Origin of the sequence: Rhodococcus sp. IEGM 1307, assembly GCF_030056915.1 — a bacterium.
In the GTDB taxonomy this organism is placed as follows: Bacteria; Actinomycetota; Actinomycetes; order Mycobacteriales; family Mycobacteriaceae; genus Rhodococcus_F; species Rhodococcus_F opacus_D.
Map to the genome: position 1 here is coordinate 341,004 of NZ_JASHKW010000003.1, position 16,825 is coordinate 357,828.

Sequence of the window (16,825 nt, forward strand, 5' to 3'; positions counted from 1 at the left end):
CGCGCGACGGGTCGCCGGCCGTACGGGACAGTCGGGGTGAACCGGTGATGCGTCGAAGGGAGCAGGACGATGAGCGAGCGTGACGGCGTCAAGCCTCCCGATCGAACGGACTTGCGGCGCCACGAGTTTCGGCTCAGTATGCTCGTGGCCTCGATGGCCGTTGTCGGCACCCTGATCGGCTCCGTGTGCGGAGGGGTGTTCACCTTGCTGAACACCTCGAATCAGGTGGAGGCGACGGTGAACCAATCCTCGAACGAGTTCCTGCGGACGCAGCGGCAGCAGATCTACTCGGAGCTCCTGACCGCGGCCAACGAGGTGAGCATCACGTCGGGTTCCGTCTCGGTGGCATTCGACCACTTCGACGGACCCTATCTCCTGACCGTGCTCGCCGAAGTCCTCCGCCCGCTGCCGCAACAGAACGTCGTCCTCGGCTCGAAGTTCACGGCGGTGGAGCTGATCGGATCCGAACCGGTGGTGGAATCGGCACGGCGCATGGTGGTCGAATACCTGGCCGGATCCGAGACGGTCGGCTGGCTGAGCACCGACTTCGCGACGGATGACGCCGTGTCTGCGGACGCCCTGTCCACCCGCCAACAACAGTTCGCCGACCACTTCCAGGCCGGGATGAGCGCCCAGGAAGATTTCCTCGCCGCGGTGCGAGGCGAACTCGGCATCCCCGAGCACGGGGACCTACCGTAACCACCGGACCGGAGCAGCACGACGGGGCCGCGTCGAATCGGCTCGCCAGGACCGCGGCGGATGGGCACGATGGGGAGATGCCCGCGACCGGTCCCACATCCACACAGCAGGCCTCGGAGGCACCCGCCGAGCCTTCGCTGCTCCCCCGCATCTGGGCGCTCCTGCATCCCTACCGCGGGTGGCTGGTGCTCGTCGCGGCCGCCATCGTCGTGTCCTCACTGCTGGGCATCGTGAATCCCTTCCTCACGAAGGCGGTGTTCGACCGCGCACTGTTTCCCACCGACGGCAGCGGTGTCCATCTGACACTGCTGCTGTGGCTGGTCGTGGCCATGATCGCGGTGACGCTCACGGGTTCGCTGATCGGCGTCGGCCAGAGCTACCTCACCACCAAGGTCGGCAACCTGTCGATGGCGGATCTGCGGGAGCGTCTGTTCGCCCACCTCGAAAAGATGGAACTGGCGTTCTTCACGTCGACCAAGACCGGCTCGATCCAATCGCGTCTGGCCAACGACGTCGGTGGGGTGCGGTCGGTCCTCACGTCCACGGCGTCGAGCATCCTGTCGAACGTCGTGACCGTGACCGCGTCCCTCATCGCGATGCTGCTGCTGTCGTGGCAGCTGACGCTTCTTGCGGTCGCACTGCTCCCCGGCTTCATCTACCTGCAGCGACGGGTCGGCGCCCGGCGACGGGTTCTGGCGCGCAAGACGCAGGAGTCGTTGTCGGACATGACCGCAATCACCGAGGAGGCGCTGAGCGTCTCGGGTGTTCTGCTGACGAAGGTGTTCAACCAGGCCGACACCGAACTCGACCGGTATCGGATCGAGAACGCGCGGCAGACCGAACTGCAGGTGCGGCAGGCCATGACGGGTCAGGGCTTCTTCGCCGTCGTCAGCTCGTTCATGGCGATCACTCCCGCACTCGTCTACCTGCTGGCGGGGTATCTCGTCAGCGGCGGTTCCGCGGCGCTCTCGGCGGGCACACTCGTCGCGTTCTCGACCCTGCAGGCCAGGCTGCTGCAACCGTTGGTCTCGCTGATGCGGGTCACCCTCGACGTCCAGACGTCGATGGCGTTGTTCCGCCGCATCTTCGAGTACCTCGACCTGCAACCCGCGATCGTGAACCGCCCGGACGCCGTCGAGTTGCCCGCGGACTCCCCCGGACGGGTGGAGTTGGACGACGTGTACTTCGCGTATCCCGCGCCCGTCCGGCTTGCCACCGCCGACCCCGACCCGGTGGCACTGCGCAGCCTGGGGCGCGGCGGTGGGGGCGGCATGCGCGGCGTCACGACCGTCGCTCCTCGCTTCCCGGCCGCGGTGGCGCCCGACACCGAACCGGCGGAACGTCGCAGCCGGCGCTGGGCGGTGGCGGGCACGTCCCTGGAGATCGAGCCGGGTCAGCTCGCCGCCTTCGTCGGGCCGTCCGGCGCAGGCAAGACCACGCTCTGTTATCTCGTCCCGCGCCTGCACGAGGTGGACAGTGGCGCCGTCCGCGTCGACGGCTACGACGTGCGCGACCTGACCATGAGCTCGCTCGCCGAGGCGGTCGGAATGGTTACCCAGGACCCGTATCTGTTCCACGCCTCGATCGCCGACAACCTTCGATACGCCAAACCGGACGCGACCGATGCCGAACTGCAGGCCGCCGCGGCGGCCGCCAACATTCACGACCGCATCCTCGGATTCGACGACGGATACGACACTCTGGTGGGCGAACGAGGATTCCGCCTGTCCGGTGGCGAGAAACAGCGATTGGCCATCGCGCGGGTGCTGCTGAAGAACCCCCGTGTCTTGATCCTCGACGAGGCGACGTCCGCACTCGACACGGTTTCCGAGCGACTCGTCCAGCGGGCACTCGGTGAGGTGATGCGCGGACGCACCACCCTCGCGATCGCCCACCGGCTGTCCACCATTCAGCACGCCGACGTGATCTTCGTGATCGACGAGGGAACGTTGATCGAACGCGGAACGCACACCGAACTCCTTGCACGGCAAGGGTTGTACGCGCGGCTCCACGCCGAGCAGTTCGGCGGCGGGCAGGTCGAGTGCCGGTGCACCGACGGCGTCCGATTCACCGACGGGACGGTGCTGGCCCCGAGCGCCCCCGGTCGGGGCGGAGAGTTCTAGCTCCTACAGGAACTTGCTGAACTGGTCGTTGGCCCTCTGCATCACGAAGTCGTACGGCGGCGAGAACTTGCGGGCCCACCAGTAGCCGAACCGGATGTCCGGCGACGTGTACACCAGGTACCGGTCCTTCTTGATGCCGGCGATGATGCAGGACGCGACCTTCTCGGGCGTGACGGCCCGCTTCTCGAAGCGGTGGATGGCCTTCTGGATGCGCGGGTCGTCGCGATCGACCCCGGCGATCTCGACCGTGCCCACCAGCGGCGTCTTGACCGCGCCGGGAACCACGAGGCTCACGCCGATGCCGTGCCGTTTGAGATCGAACCGCAGAACCTCGGACACGCCGCGAAGCCCGAATTTGCTTGCGCTGTAGGCCGCATGCCACGGCAACGCCAGCAGACCGGCGGCGGAAGAGACGTTGACCAGGTGACCGCCGCGTCCCGCCCGCACCATCGGGGGCAGGAAACTCTCGATGATGTGGATCGGGCCCATCAGATTGACGTCCACCATGGACTTCCAATGGCGGTGTTCGAGATTCTCGACCGTCCCCCACGCGGAGATGCCGGCGACGTTCATGACGACGTCGAGGCTGCCGAACTGATCGTGGACATCGGCGGCGAATGCGGCGACGGCGTCGTAGTCGGACACGTCGAGGGCACGCGAGAAACTGACGGTGCCCCCGCGGCTGCCGACTTGTTCGACCGTCTGTGCCAGGCCGACCTCGTTGATGTCGGTGAGGAAGAGTTCGGCGCCTTCCGCCGCGGCCGCCAGGGCGGTCGCCTGCCCGATCCCGCTACCTGCACCCGTGATCAGGCACTTCTTGCCGTCCAGCGTCTTGATCGCCATAGCCGTGCGCGCCCCCGTCGTCACCGATCCGTGTCGGCTGGAAGTCTACGCACGCAATCTGATTGCGCGCACGCAACTGCAGGGGTGCCTTTCCCGAGGAAAAACGCGAACCGGCCCTCCCCGGGCCGGTCCGTGACGGTTCACAACCGCTGGGTCATTTCTTCCTGATAGGTACGAATCGTCCTCTCGATTCCGTTGGCGTCGTCGTCGTTTCCTCGGTGCCGGGCGTCGTCGGCGCGCTCGCGCAGAACTCGAATCGCCTTCCGAAGCTCGGCGTCACTCATTCTGTGTTCCATATCACAATCATCCCCGACGGCTTCAGATTTGGCCAGACTCGGGGGGCGCCCCGGAGCGGCAAAACCCCGGCTGAGCTGGACACTCGTCCAACCAGGCGGGGCGGACTCGTGAAGGGCACGCGGCGGCCGTGACGCGGATCGGGGGCGCGCGGCCCGGCGCCCGTGCGGATGCCACTACTTCACAGTAGTGTTCACGAGGCCCCGCGGGCCGCGAGCGACCTCGCCACGTTGCGATGCGCAACGCAACACAATGGCGCTGAACTGGGACTATAGGCGCCACGGCCTCCCGGCGCACACCCCTGCGACGTTGCCAGCTAACTCTCAGTGATTGAAAGAGCAACCACGCAATCGGCTCGGCAACCGCAACCAGCCCGGCGCGCTCCCTTCAGCCCACGTCCGCGCCTCTCTTGAACTTTCAACGGTAGAACGTGCGTGACAAGCACAGAGGGCGCCCGAAATGTCGGCGATCAGCGAGCGACGAACAGGCGATCGTTGAAACATATATGAGATAAGCACGGAGTCGGCGGACGACGTTTTGCCTCTATGTCTGTGAGTTATCAATCGGTTATCATCATGGTACGGTGTCGTTCACACGACTGACGCCCGCACGAGAGAGGACCCGGCGGCTCACAATGGCAGATTTTGCTGCGCGGTTGAACAAGCTCTTCGACACGGTCCACCCTCCGGGACGTAAACCGCATACCAACGCCGAGGTCGCGGCGGCACTCATCGCAGACGGACATCAGATCTCGAAGCCCTACATCTCCCAGCTCCGGTCGGGACAACGCACCAACCCCTCCGACGAGACGGTCGCGGCATTTGCCCGCTTCTTCAAGGTGAAGCCCGACTACTTCTTCAACGACATCTACGCCGCGAAGATCGACCACGATCTCGAGCTTCTCTCGCAACTCCAGGGATACGGACTACGCAAGCTCTCCAGCCGCGCGTTCGACCTCTCCGAAGAGTCGCAGAATCTGCTCACCACGATGGCCGAGAAACTCCGCGCCAGCGAGGGGTTGCCGGAGGTCCCACCGGACGCGTCCCGCTGACCACCGGAGTCGTTGGGCGGCAACGAGTTCGCCGCAGGTCGCACCCGACGTCCGGGTAGAAGTCACCGGGCGCACCCGACGACACCGCCGGAATGCCCTGCCCGGTGTGCTCACGTGGCGCATGATGGAGCAATGGTTGACAGACCGCAGCTCGGTCCCACGATCTTCGTCCTCTTCGGTGCCACCGGGGACCTGTCCAAACGCATGGTCCTCCCCGCGTTCTTCCAGCTCGCTCGATCAGGGCTCCTGAACTCCGAGTGGATGCTGATCGGCACCGGCCGGGGCAACGTATCCGACGATCAGTTCCGCGACCACGTGCGCGACGTCGTGAACCAGTTCGGAGTGCCGCACGACGACACCGACTGGGAGACGTTCGCCCGGCGGCTGAGATTCGCCGGCGGCGGTTTCACCCCGGACAACCCGGGAACGCTCCCCGCGGCCGTTCGGCAGGCGCGGGAAGATCTCGACGCGGCAGACGCACAGATGGTGCACTACCTGGCCCTGCCACCCAGCACGTTCGCCGAGACCACCCGCGCGCTCGGCGCTCACGACCTGGCCCGTGGCGCACGTGTCGTGTACGAGAAGCCGTTCGGGACGTCCCAGGAGGCGTTCACCGAACTCGACGAAGCCGTGCACCATGTCCTCGACGAGAAGCAGATCTATCGAATCGATCATTTCCTCGGCAAGGAGAGCACCCAGAATCTGCACATCCTGCGCTTCGCCAACGGGCTGATCGAGGGCGTCTGGAACCGGGAACACGTCGAGCAGGTGCAGATCGACGTGCCCGAGACGCTCGACATCGACGACCGCGCCCGGTTCTACGACGCCACCGGAGCTGTCCTGGACATGCTGGTGACACACCTGTTCCAGGTCGCCGCCGAGATCGCGATGGAGCCCCCGGAAACGTTGGGCGCCGACGATCTCCAATCCGCCCGCGAATCCGTGATCGGGGCGTTCCGTCCCCTCGACACGGCCGACGTGGTGCTCGGCCAGTACGAGGGGTACCGCGACGTCGACGGTGTCGCGGACGATTCGACGACGGAGACGTTCGTCGCCGCACGGCTGTGGGTCGACACGGACCGCTGGCGTGGGGTGCCGTTCCTCCTCCGGACCGGAAAGATGCTGGGTGTCAGCCGGCAACGGGTCAGCCTCGTCTTCCGAAGTCCCCGTGGCCCGCTCACGGACATTCCGCCGGACGGTGCCGTCCTGACGTTCGATCTGTCCGGGGACGGCGAGATCGACATCTCCATGGTGGTCAAGGAACCCGGACCCGACGACAGCCTGACGGTGGGCCACCTGGGTCTGCCCCTCGACACGGTGCCGCTCGCCCACGCCCTCGCACCGTATTCGCGGCTCATCCTCGACGTCCTGCACGGCGACCGGTCACTGTTCACGCGCCCCGACGGCTTGGCGCACGTCTGGACCGTCGCCGACGCACTGCTGCGTGACCCTCCCCCGGCCAAGCCGTATCCCGCGGGATCCATGGGACCGCCGGAGGCCGAAGACCTCGCCTCGCCCTGCGGGTGGCTCGTCACCGGTTCGCCGGACTGACCGGCGGCTGAAGACTATTCCGCAGCCGATTCGACGGTGTCCGCTTTCGCAGGCACCGGGGCCGAGTTCCGGAAGTCGGCGTACGCGTCCGCCAGATCGAGCACCCATCGGCGCGGCGACATACCCTGGGGCGGCGCGATCCACTCGGTGTCGAGGACGTCCGAGGCGACCGGGTCGTCGATCCAGCGGGCGAGAATCCGGGCGCGTTCGGCGGCCGATTCCGGAAGCTCCTGTTCCTCCGTGTCGAGCATGCCCGCGCCCGCCTGTAGGTACAGCGCATCCATGACGTGTGCGACGGCGTCGGAGGCGCGGAGGACGGTCGTGCTCCCCTTGCCGTCGCCCTCGACCACTTCGGGGAACCGTGAAACGAGCACCGAATGCAGTGTGTCCGTGCGGCGCAGGTCCTGCCGGGCGCGGAACCAGGTTTCGACGAGCACCCAGACGGTGCCGACCGAGACGATCACGGCCGCGACGGTGTACGCCGGCGAGGAGCCGACGGCCCACGTCTCGCCCGACACCTCACGCACCAGTCCGACGGCCGCCGCAGCCAGGACGATCGCCGATCCGACCACGATCAGTGAGATTCCGCGGCCGAGCGGTGTCCACGCGACGTGCCGGACCCCGGTCACGACCACCGCGGTCAGCGCGATCACGATGAACACCAGCGCAGGAACGGGATATCCACCGGCAAGCCCGATTCCGAGCACGATGGCCACGGTGTAGACGACCACGGCGACGGCACGCAGCGCAGGACGTGGGAGTATCGGCCACACGGAGATCGCGCCGACCGCGCTCGCGGCGGCGAACAGCGTCCACGCCAGTTCGAGGATGATCTCCGACAGCCCGACAGCCGGGGCCACGGTGTCGAGGCGCCCGGCGACATCCGGTACGGCCAACGTGGACGCGAGGGCCGCGCTGGAGACGGCCACCACCATCGCGACGCGCAGCGGCGTCGGCTGACGCGCGGCGACCCGGCCGATCCGGGCACCCGCGGCAGTCCAGACGACGAGCGCAACCAGCCAGCCCATCAGCCGATCGCCTCGTCGTAGCGGAGCACGGACACGGGAGTTCCGCGGCCCTGCATCGTGTTCAACCGGATGAGCAGCATCGACGCGAACGTTTCGGCTTCCCACTCGGCCACCTCGTCGGACGGCTGCTCGTCTCCCCGCCGTCGCGACCGCTGGCTGAGCATGTAGGCGATCAGATCGTCACCGGCTTCGAGCGTCGCGGCGACGATCTCGGCTCCTTCGTGTCGAAACACGATGTGACCCAGCTCATGCGCAAGCGTGCGGTCGAGGTCGGGCAGGCCCGGCGCCAGCACGATCACGTCCCGGTCCGGGTACGCGCGCCTCTGGCCGCACACACCGGGCGCCATCGGCTTCGTGAAATCGAGTTCGATGGGACGCTGCCGTTCGCGGGCCACCGCGTCCACCACGTGCCGGAGTGACACGGCTTCGGCCCGGGCCGCCGCGTCACACACCGCATCCACGGCTGCCGCGACCCGACGATGAGATCTGTTCGCCCCCACGACTACATCCCTCCACTCGAAGCGGGCGGGAAGAATTCCGCCCGCGCGGCCGCGATGCGCGCCTGTTGTGCGCGAGCACCCTTGAAGGTCAGCGCACCCGCCCCGCCGGCGCAGCACAACAACACGCCGACCCCACCGAGAACGGTGATCGCAGGCAACGGCTCACTGTGGACCACAGGAACCATTCCCGGCGGCGCGGCGGCCGGATCGTCCTGGGCCGGTGCCCCCGCAGCGGGCGACGGTCCGTCGCCGCTCGGGGTCTCCCCGGCGGGCCGATCCTGAGGTGCGGAATCCGCGGGACCACTCACCCCCGGGGCTGCCGCGGCGGCTCCGGAACCGGAACCTCCGGCCGGCGCTCCCCCGGACGCCGGGGGTGCGGCAGGATCCTCGGAGCCCGGGGCGGCTTCAGCAGCATCGGACCCCGAATCGTTTCCGGAGTCGTCGTCCCCCGACGTGTCCGGGCGCGCGATGTTCGGTTCGCCCACCGGCGGCAACGTGATCGGACGGGGCGGAGCGACCACGACCCGTGATGTCGAAGGTGTCGGCGTCTCCGTCGGTTCGGCGGTCTCGGACGGTTGCGTGGTCTCGGACGGTTCCGTGGTCTCGCTGGGCTTCCCGGTCTCGCTGGGTTCCCGTGTCTCGCTCGGTTCCCGTGTCTCGCTGGGCTCTCCGCCGCAGCCGCGACGACTCTCACACGGCGGATGAGGATGCCGAGGCGTTCCGCCGCCGGGAGACTCCGAGGAACCGTCGTCGCAACGACTACTGGCGCAGTCGTTGTACTGGGGGTCGGCGGAGGCGTCGGACGGGAACACCGAGACGGTGACCCAGCCGAGCCCGGACAAGAAGGCCAGCGCCAGTCCGACCATGGTCAGCCTTCGAACAACACGACGCGCGCTCACTGTGCACCCCCCTCGTATTCACGACACGACACCACGTCGACGGCGACGTCGCCGCTGTCATGGTATCGAGCGAATCGAGTGGAGGTGCTGGTGGTGCCGGTGTCGGGGAACCGGCACCACCAGCGGTGCCCGAGCCAGGTGGGACTCGAGCAGCTTCCGAGAACCCCTACGGGTTCGGCGTAGTGGCCTGGAGGTGCTGATCGGTCAGCGGAAGGTCGGCGTCTCCGACGCGGCCCTCGCGACGTCGGTTGGTCGGCCGGAGTTCACAGGACGTTCACCAGCAACATCGTCGCGGTGATGGTCGCGACCACCGTCGCCGGCTCCAAGAACTTCGAGATCTTGTCCATTGCCTGCATGTATTTCCACCCCGTGCGATCGACCCCTTGATGACCTACGGACAGTACACAGCATTCAGTTACCTTTTGGCAAATCCAAGAGCCGAGCATTCGCGCGGCGCCACGCTCTCGCACCCCTGACGGCGGCGCTCACCTGGGCCGGAATGCAGAAGAGGCACCCTCTCCGGATGGAGTGAGTGCCTCTTCTGTGGTGGAGCTGAGGGGAATCGAACCCCTGACCTCTTCGATGCGAACGAAGCGCGCTACCAACTGCGCCACAGCCCCGTGCGGATCCTGCGATCCGCTCGGCAAACTGTAGCAGGCCACCAGCGGCGGGAGCGAATCGCCTACACCGACGTGGCTTTCGGCCCGATTCGCCCGGCTACTCACCGGCAGCCCGGCGCATCGTGGCCTGCTGCATCGGCGCGTCGTCGAAGTGTTCGAGATGGTCGAATTCGGGGTCCTCGTCGTCTACTTCGAGGACGACGGCGCCCGGACGCCGCAATCGGGCCGGGATGAGACGGAGTTCCTCGTCACTGCGGGACTCGACACCCAACCGCGACCGGTTGAGACGCGCGGTCCGCCGGCGACGGATCTCCTGCTCGATCTGAACCTGCCGGCGCAGATACGCCAAATAGCCGAACAGGCCCACCACACCGGCCGCGAACGCCCACCACATCAGTGGGGAGATGATCAGCCCGAGGGCCGCCGACATGATCGTGGCGAACACCAGGCCGAGAACCGACCGCTGACGAAATGCATACCGGGCCTCGCGCGCGATCGCGTCGGCCTCCGGATCGAAGCCGCCACGCCCCCGGCGCACCGGTACGTACTCACCGACCGGTGCCCGCTCACCGTCGAACTCGTCTTCCTCTGCGTGAGTGTCCACAAGGTCCTCCGCGTCGTAGCCGTAGTGGTCCGGTTCCGGTTGCCAGTACGGGTCGCTGCGGTGTCCAGCCGCGGGTCCACGCTGCACGGGACGTTCGTCACCGCGGTGCAGCACGCGCGTCGCGAGTGCTGCGTCACTGGTTTGCCGAATCCGGGGGCGGTTGTTCACCAGCATCGGGACCAGGACGAAGAGCCACACGACGACGAGCCCGATCCAGAGAAACGAGTTCGGCATACGGCGACCTCCTCCCAATCGTCTACCAGCATGGATACCGCTGTTGACCCACCCAGGCTAACCGCATGAACACGCACATCTTCGCAGACGCGCCGATCTCACCATACTCAGGTGTCACATGCGTAACGCGAAAATGTGGTGCTCGACATGCCCCGAAAGGGCAGAGGGAACGATCCGGCAAAGACTCGCCGAAAGCGGAGCCCCGGTCAGGAAGCTTTGATACCGTGAGATAACTGCCGCATAGCTGGACGTTTGTCCATGTCCGCTTCGGCGGTCAGCCCCAAGTGGCTTTGCCACTCCGCACGAGCGAATCCGCCACCGTGCCGGGCACGTCCTCGACGGTCATGCCGACCAGAATGTGGTCGCGCCACTGCCCGTCGACATCCAGGTAGCGCTTGAGGAGACCCTCCTCGCGGAAGCCGACGTTGCGCAGCACCGCCTGGCTCGCCAGGTTCTCCGGACGCACGGTGGCCTCCACGCGGTGCAACCCCACGGGTCCGAAGGCATGATCGAGCCCCAGCGCGAGCGCGCCGGTGGCCACCCCGAGTCCGTTGACGTCGCTGGCCACCCAGTAACCGATCCAGGCGGAGCGCAGTGCACCCCGCACCACGTTGCCGATCGTGATCTGGCCGCAGAAATTGCCGTCGAGTTCGATGGCCATCGGCAGCATGCGGCCCTTCCTGGCCTCCGAACGCAAACTGCTGCACAGTCCGGGCCATCCCGAAATATGGTGGCGCGCTTCCCAGGGCGCCTCCCCGGTCGGTTCCCACGGTTCGAGGTGCGCGCGGTCGCGGGTGCGCAGACGGCTCCACGCCGACGCGTCACGCAACCTGATGGCGCGCACGGTGACGACGCCGCCCTTCACGCGCAGGGGCCCGAGATGCGGCGGCCAACCCGGATGCTGTGTCATCCCGTCTCACACTGTCGCGGTGCCATCAGCCCCGCTGCGCCAGGAAGGCCACGTCCACCTGGTCACCGGTCCGGACCTCGGTGATCTCGGGGTCGATGAGGACCAGGCAGTTGGCCTCGGCCAACGTCGCAAGCAGGTGCGAGGACGCGCCCGGCGCCCCGCCGAGAGCTTGGACGAGGTACTCCCCCGTGGCCTCGTCGCGCATGAGTTGACCGCGGAGAAAACCCTTGCGGTGCTCGATGGACGTGATCGGTGCGACGGTGCGGGCGGTGACGACGCGTCGCATCGGCTGCCTGCGCCCCAGCGCGATGCGGATCAGTGGGCGCACCATCACCTCGAACACCACGAGAGCGCTCACCGGGTTGGACGGGAGCAGGAACGTCGGGACCTCGTCCCGGCCCAGCTGACCGAAACCCTGGACCGATCCCGGATGCATCGCGACCCGGTCCACCTCGAGGTTGCCGAGGTCGGCGAGTGCGTCCCGCACGTCCTCGGAGGCGCCGCCACCGACGGCACCCGCGATGACGACGATCTCGGAACGGATCAGCTGACCCTCCACCACCTCGCGCAGGCGACGGGCGTCGGCGTTCGCGATACCGACCCGGTTGACGTCGGCGCCTGCGTCGCGGGCGGCGGCGGCCAGCGCGTAGGAGTTGACGTCGTAGACCTGGCCGGGACCGGGGGTCCGGTCGACGTCGACGAGTTCGCCGCCGACCGAGATGACGGACAGCCGGGGACGGGGGTGCACGAGCACCTTGTCGCGGCCCACCGCCGCCAGCAACCCCACCTGCGCGGCTCCGATGATGGTGCCTGCACGGACCGCGACGTCTCCGGGCTGCACGTCGTCGCCGGCCCGGCGCACGTAGTCGCCGGAGCGGACCGGTTTGTAGATCTTGACGCGGGCCCGGCCGCCGTCCGTGCGGTCGAGCGGAAGGACGGCGTCGGCGAGTGTCGGGAGAGGTGCCCCCGTGTCGACCTTGACGGCCTGACGCGGCTGCAGCCGGATCGGCTGCCGCGAACCGGCCGTGACCTCACCGACCACGGGTAGCGACAGTTCGACGGGCGCACCGTCGTCGTCCCGGATGTCGGTTCCGGCGGCCTGGACGTCGACGCTACGGACGGCATAGCCGTCGATCGCGGCCTGGTCGAAACCGGGAAGCGGACGCTCGGTGACCACCTCTTCAGCGCACAGCAGCCCCTGGGCTTCGGAGATCGCCACACGGACCGGCCGCGGCGCCACTGCGGCCGCGGTCACGATCGTCTGTTGCTCCTCGACCGACCGCAAGTTCTTGCCTCCCGAGCTTCTCTAGGAATCCGTCCGCTTCAATCGGTCGATCAGCCATTCGCGCAACGATGGGCCGTACTCGTCCATGTCCAACGCAAAGTCAACCGCAGCACGGAGGTAGCCGCCGGGATTTCCGAGATCGTGTCTCGTGCCTCGGTGCACGACGACGTGAACGGGATGGCCTTCCTTGATGAGGAGGGCGATGGCGTCGGTGAGCTGGAGCTCCCCGCCGGCGCCGGGTTCGATCCGCCGCAGCGCATCGAAGATCGCGCGGTCGAGGAGGTAGCGACCTGCGGCGGCGAACGTGGACGGCGCATCCTCGATGGCCGGTTTCTCGACCATGCCGATGACCTTGAGGACGTCGGGGTTGGTGGCGTCGGGAACCGTCTCGACCTCGAAGACGCCGTAGGAGCTCACCTGATCCTTGGGGACGTCGATGGCGCAGAGGACGGTGCCCCCGCGCTTGCGGCGAACCCGCGACATCGTCTCGAGCACTCCGCGCGGCATCACCAGGTCGTCCGGGAGGAGCACGGCGATGGCGTCCTCGTCGTCGTCGAGGACCGACTCCGCGCAGCCGACCGCGTGGCCCAGGCCGAGAGGCTCGTCCTGGACGACGGACTCCACCTCGAGCAGGCCGGGAGCCTTCCGCACCTTCTCGAGCAGGTGATATTTGCCGCTGGCCTCGAGCTTGCTCTCGAGAACGAGATCCTCGACGAAGTGGGCGACCACTCCGTCCTTGCCCGGCGACGTCACGATCACGAGCCGGCCGGCACCGGAATCGGCGGCCTCTCCGGCCACGAGTTCGATACCCGGGGTATCCACGACCGGGAGCAGCTCTTTCGGCACGGTCTTGGTCGCGGGGAGGAATCGCGTACCCATTCCCGCTGCGGGCACGACAGCCGTGCGAAAGGCGCTGGCGGTGTGCGGTGCGGCGTCTGTCATGCCCACACCATAACTGTGCGGACCTACTCGACAGTCACCAAGATCCTGTCAGTAACCTCCCGGAACCCGTCGGGGGCGCTCGCCGGTCGGCTCTAAGGTTGGGGCATGCACGCACGAACGAAGGACGAGTGGCGGCAACTGGTGCTCTCCGGGCGGCGCGCTCTGACCCCCGAACTCCGCACCGCCGAGGACCGGGCGCTTGTCGCACTCGTCACACAGGGAATCGCCGGCGGATCCACCGTCTGCGCCTACGTTCCCACCGCGCTCGAGCCGGGATCACTGGACTTTCTCGATGCCCTCCGGCAGGTCGCCGGACGCGTCCTCGTGCCCGTCACCCGCGATCCGGGCCCGCTCCACTGGTCCGAGTTCACGGGCGCGGACGGTCTCGCCGACGCGAGTTACGGCCTGCGCGAGCCGACCGGCCCGGTGTGGGAGCCCGACGAGATCCGTTCGGCCGGGACCATTTTCGTGCCCGCCCTCGCCGTCGACCGGAGGGGCGTGCGACTCGGCCGCGGTGCGGGCTTCTACGACCGGACTCTCGGGCTCGCCGCCGCCGACGCGCGACTGATCACGGTGGTCCGCGACGAGGAACTGGTGTCCGAGCTGCCCGAGGATCCCCATGACGTACGTATGGGTTGGGCACTCACCCCCGGATCGGGCCTCGTCCCGCTCGGCGACCACTGAGAACGTATCCGGCCCGGAATAGTTCTCTGATTAGCGTTGTTGGCACTGTCGACTGTAGAGTGCTAAAACCTGCGGTTTGACTACACAGTGCGGAGGAACCCCGGTGCCCACTTATTCATATGCGTGCACGGCATGCGACAACCGTTTCGACATCGTCCAGTCGTTCAGTGATGACTCCCTGACCGTCTGCCCCGCATGCTCGGGCAAGCTTCGCAAACTGTTCAACTCCGTCGGCATCGTCTTCAAGGGCAGTGGTTTCTACCGCACCGACAGCCGCGGCACGTCCGGCGCGGCCAGCGAGCCGGCCAAGACCGACTCTGCTCCCGCCGCGAAGTCGGAAAGTTCGTCGACGGCCTCGTCCAGCTCGTCGAGCACCGCGACCGCCGCACCGGCCAAGGCTGCTGCCAGCTAGTTCTCGCGTTTCCGCGAGTTATCCACAACTTCTCGTCCATCCACAGGCGGGCCCTTTCGGCATACCCACGGGCCCGCCGGTCTCCTAGCGTCGAACCATGTCGTTCGACCCTGTCCCGACCGGTCGCCGCCGGTCGAACCGAGCACACCGAAGCCTGAGCCCGTCGTGGGCCGACCGGCTGTCGGATCTCGCCCACCCCGGTTGGGCCCGCACCCTCGTCGCCAGACGCGTCCTGGCCGCCGCGCTGGTCTGCCTCGCATTGGCCCTCCTCGCCCGTGGGGACCCCGATTCCGCCCGCTCCGCGGTCGTGGTGGCCGCCCGGGATCTACAACCGGGCATCGTTCTCACGGACGCCGACGTGGAACTGGTGGAACTCGAGGCCGGGACCCTGCCCGACGGTGCCGTCACCGCACTGGCGGACGTCGACGGGCGCACCCTCGCCGGACCGACCCGCGCCGGAGAAGCCCTCACCGACGTCCGGGTACTGGGACCCCGTCTCGCCGCAGCCGCAGCCGGCATGGACGACGCCCGGATCGTCCCCGTCCGGCTCGCCGACCCCGCTGTCACGGAACTTCTGCGTGAGGGCGATCGCGTCGACGTGCTCACGGTCGACCCCGACACACCAGCGAATCCGGACCGGCGCTCCGGCGCCACCGTGCTGGCATCCCGCGCCGTCGTGGTGTTGGTGACACCGTCCGAGAACGGACGTGACCAGCGCGAACGCGTGGTGATGCTGGCCCTGCCTGCATCCGAGGCCACGACGGTGGCCGCGGCATCCCTCACGAGCGCGATCACCGTGACCTTTCAGTGATCCGTCACGGGGAGCCGCGCTGATCTAGGCTTTTCTCCGACTAGTGCTGGATGACTTGCCACCCACTCGAGGAGACGTCGACATGCTCAAGGGATTCAAGGACTTCCTGCTCCGGGGGAATGTCCTCGACCTCGCCGTCGCGGTCGTAGTCGGAGCCGCGTTCACCGCCATCGTCACAGCGTTCACCAACAACGTGATCAATCCGTTGATCGCCGTTGCGGGCGGCGCCAACGATCTGGGCTGGGGTTACCAGATCCTCTCCGACAACCCGGCCACCTTCATCAACATCGGCGCCGTCATCACGGCCGTGATCAACTTCGTGATCATCGCCGCGGTCGTGTACTTCATTCTGATCGTCCCGGCCAACGCCGCGAAGAAGCGATTCATCACCGAGCCCGCAGACAAGAAGGCCAGCGAGGCCGACCTGCTGATCCAGATCCGCGACATCCTCGAATCGAGCCTTGAAACCAACGGCGCGACAGCGAGTCCCGACGGAGCGCACGCGATGACCGCGGACAAGGCCGCGAACCTCGAGCAGACCCGCGAATAGCTTCCGACGACTCCGGGCCCGTGCAGCAGCTGCGTGCACGGGCCCGGAGTCATGGTGGAACGAATTATCAGCCGAGGCTGAAGGGCTGTCCCCACAGGGTGACGGTGCCGTCGACCGAGTCGGTCGAAACGGTGACCTTGGCGTAGGAGCGAGCCTGCGCGTAGCCGGCGCAACCGGAGACACCGAACGTCTCGTCCGAGTACGTGAAGCCACCGCTCTTGCCGGTGAACTTGAAGCTGCTCTTGTGAGCCTCGGAGCCGTAGTCGTCTTCGTACTCGATGTCGAGGATCGGCACGTTGGTGGCCTGGCCGGGGCCGATCGTGATGCCGCTACCGGCACCACCCTCGGCCGGAATCGAGGCGGCAGGGCCGCCGGTAGCTGCACCGATGACCTCGGACGGCGTCAGGCTGGCACCGGCTTCGCCGTTGACGGAGCCACCGAAGTTCAGCTGGCACGCCACGATGTAACCGGCATCGATGGTGCCACCCTTGGCGGTGCCGCCGTCGATGGAGACGTCGATGGTGCCCGACGCCCACACGTTGCGGTGCAGCGGGGTCGAACCCATCGACGGGCTGATGTTCGCGGTGTTTCCGGTCTGACGCACGGTCACCACGGTGCCGTCGAGCAGCGTCTGGGTGACGGTCCCGTCCTGCAACGGAACGAAGGTGTCGGCGTTGGCCGCACCGGTGGAGAAAAGGCCGATCGCGACGGTGGCCGCGGCGACCACGCCGGCAGCCTTGGCGCCGTGGCGCAGGGTCTTGCTGTTCATTGTTCCCCTCTAGGGT

At 67.4% G+C, this 16,825-nt stretch carries 18 protein-coding genes and 1 tRNA gene; 8 read left to right on the forward strand and 11 right to left on the reverse strand.

What is annotated here, in order from left to right:
* Nucleotides 1-69 precede the first annotated feature (69 nt).
* The gene (locus QM841_RS07830) at nt 70-699 is read left to right on the forward strand and encodes a hypothetical protein (protein WP_283331508.1); all 630 of its coding nucleotides are present in this window, start codon (nt 70-72) and stop codon (nt 697-699) included.
* 77 nt (nt 700-776) lie between these two features.
* Nucleotides 777-2,822 carry an ABC transporter ATP-binding protein gene (locus QM841_RS07835; protein ID WP_283331509.1) on the forward strand — a complete coding sequence of 682 codons (2,046 nt, stop codon included), beginning with the start codon at nt 777-779 and terminating at the stop codon, nt 2,820-2,822.
* Nucleotides 2,823-2,825: 3 nt separating this feature from the next.
* On the opposite strand, the gene QM841_RS07840 is transcribed toward QM841_RS07835, so the two are convergent.
* Both QM841_RS07840 and QM841_RS07845 read right to left on the reverse strand, forming a co-directional pair.
* Nucleotides 2,826-3,665: an SDR family oxidoreductase gene (locus QM841_RS07840; protein ID WP_005255390.1), complete on the reverse strand. Its 840-nt coding sequence runs from the start codon at nt 3,663-3,665 to the stop codon at nt 2,826-2,828.
* Nucleotides 3,666-3,805: 140 nt separating this feature from the next.
* Nucleotides 3,806-3,949, reverse strand: coding sequence for a hypothetical protein (locus QM841_RS07845; protein WP_005561362.1), 144 nt, complete (start codon nt 3,947-3,949; stop codon nt 3,806-3,808).
* Nucleotides 3,950-4,593: 644 nt separating this feature from the next.
* Here QM841_RS07845 and QM841_RS07850 point away from each other — a divergent pair.
* Nucleotides 4,594-5,010: a helix-turn-helix domain-containing protein gene (locus tag QM841_RS07850; RefSeq protein WP_005238699.1), complete on the forward strand. Its 417-nt coding sequence runs from the start codon at nt 4,594-4,596 to the stop codon at nt 5,008-5,010.
* Between the two features lie 132 nt (nt 5,011-5,142).
* Nucleotides 5,143-6,561 carry a glucose-6-phosphate dehydrogenase gene (locus tag QM841_RS07855; protein WP_283331510.1) on the forward strand — a complete coding sequence of 473 codons (1,419 nt, stop codon included), beginning with the start codon at nt 5,143-5,145 and terminating at the stop codon, nt 6,559-6,561.
* Nucleotides 6,562-6,575: 14 nt separating this feature from the next.
* On the opposite strand, the gene QM841_RS07860 is transcribed toward QM841_RS07855, so the two are convergent.
* The 8 genes from QM841_RS07860 to QM841_RS07895 all read right to left on the reverse strand — a co-directional run bounded on the left by QM841_RS07860 (nt 6,576) and on the right by QM841_RS07895 (nt 13,583).
* The gene (locus tag QM841_RS07860; protein ID WP_283331511.1) at nt 6,576-7,589 is read right to left on the reverse strand and encodes a hypothetical protein; all 1,014 of its coding nucleotides are present in this window, start codon (nt 7,587-7,589) and stop codon (nt 6,576-6,578) included.
* On the reverse strand, nt 7,589-8,089 hold the full coding sequence (locus QM841_RS07865) for an ImmA/IrrE family metallo-endopeptidase (RefSeq protein ID WP_011597782.1): 501 nt from the start codon (nt 8,087-8,089) through the stop codon (nt 7,589-7,591). The genes QM841_RS07860 and QM841_RS07865 overlap by 1 nt, the downstream gene beginning before the upstream one ends.
* Before the next feature lie 2 nt (nt 8,090-8,091).
* Nucleotides 8,092-8,988 (reverse strand): cell surface protein, encoded by an 897-nt coding sequence (locus QM841_RS07870; RefSeq protein WP_283331512.1) that lies wholly within the window; start codon nt 8,986-8,988, stop codon nt 8,092-8,094.
* 544 nt (nt 8,989-9,532) lie between these two features.
* Nucleotides 9,533-9,608, reverse strand: a tRNA-Ala gene (locus tag QM841_RS07875).
* Nucleotides 9,609-9,705: 97 nt separating this feature from the next.
* On the reverse strand, nt 9,706-10,446 hold the full coding sequence (gene sepX / locus QM841_RS07880) for a divisome protein SepX/GlpR (protein WP_280785094.1): 741 nt from the start codon (nt 10,444-10,446) through the stop codon (nt 9,706-9,708).
* Between the two features lie 274 nt (nt 10,447-10,720).
* Entirely contained in the window at nt 10,721-11,356 is a 636-nt protein-coding gene (locus QM841_RS07885) for a GNAT family N-acetyltransferase (RefSeq protein ID WP_011597779.1), read from the reverse strand.
* Between the two features lie 25 nt (nt 11,357-11,381).
* The gene (glp, locus tag QM841_RS07890; protein ID WP_005238688.1) at nt 11,382-12,641 is read right to left on the reverse strand and encodes a molybdotransferase-like divisome protein Glp; all 1,260 of its coding nucleotides are present in this window, start codon (nt 12,639-12,641) and stop codon (nt 11,382-11,384) included.
* A 21-nt stretch (nt 12,642-12,662) separates the two neighbouring features.
* Nucleotides 12,663-13,583, reverse strand: coding sequence for a UTP--glucose-1-phosphate uridylyltransferase (locus QM841_RS07895; RefSeq protein ID WP_009478891.1), 921 nt, complete (start codon nt 13,581-13,583; stop codon nt 12,663-12,665).
* Nucleotides 13,584-13,688: 105 nt separating this feature from the next.
* Here QM841_RS07895 and QM841_RS07900 point away from each other — a divergent pair, with 105 nt between their 5' ends.
* The 4 genes from QM841_RS07900 to mscL all read left to right on the forward strand — a co-directional run bounded on the left by QM841_RS07900 (nt 13,689) and on the right by mscL (nt 16,040).
* Entirely contained in the window at nt 13,689-14,267 is a 579-nt protein-coding gene (locus tag QM841_RS07900; RefSeq protein WP_280785096.1) for a 5-formyltetrahydrofolate cyclo-ligase, read from the forward strand.
* 103 nt (nt 14,268-14,370) lie between these two features.
* On the forward strand, nt 14,371-14,679 hold the full coding sequence (locus QM841_RS07905; RefSeq protein ID WP_005238679.1) for an FmdB family zinc ribbon protein: 309 nt from the start codon (nt 14,371-14,373) through the stop codon (nt 14,677-14,679).
* Nucleotides 14,680-14,776: 97 nt separating this feature from the next.
* Nucleotides 14,777-15,490, forward strand: a complete 714-nt coding sequence (locus tag QM841_RS07910) for an SAF domain-containing protein (protein WP_283331513.1) — start codon at nt 14,777-14,779, stop codon at nt 15,488-15,490.
* A gap of 82 nt (nt 15,491-15,572) precedes the next feature.
* On the forward strand, nt 15,573-16,040 hold the full coding sequence (gene mscL / locus QM841_RS07915; RefSeq protein ID WP_009478887.1) for a large conductance mechanosensitive channel protein MscL: 468 nt from the start codon (nt 15,573-15,575) through the stop codon (nt 16,038-16,040).
* A gap of 67 nt (nt 16,041-16,107) precedes the next feature.
* Here mscL and QM841_RS07920 read toward each other — a convergent pair whose 3' ends face one another.
* Nucleotides 16,108-16,809 carry an MspA family porin gene (locus QM841_RS07920; protein WP_283331514.1) on the reverse strand — a complete coding sequence of 234 codons (702 nt, stop codon included), beginning with the start codon at nt 16,807-16,809 and terminating at the stop codon, nt 16,108-16,110.
* Between the last annotated feature and the right edge of the window lie 16 nt (nt 16,810-16,825).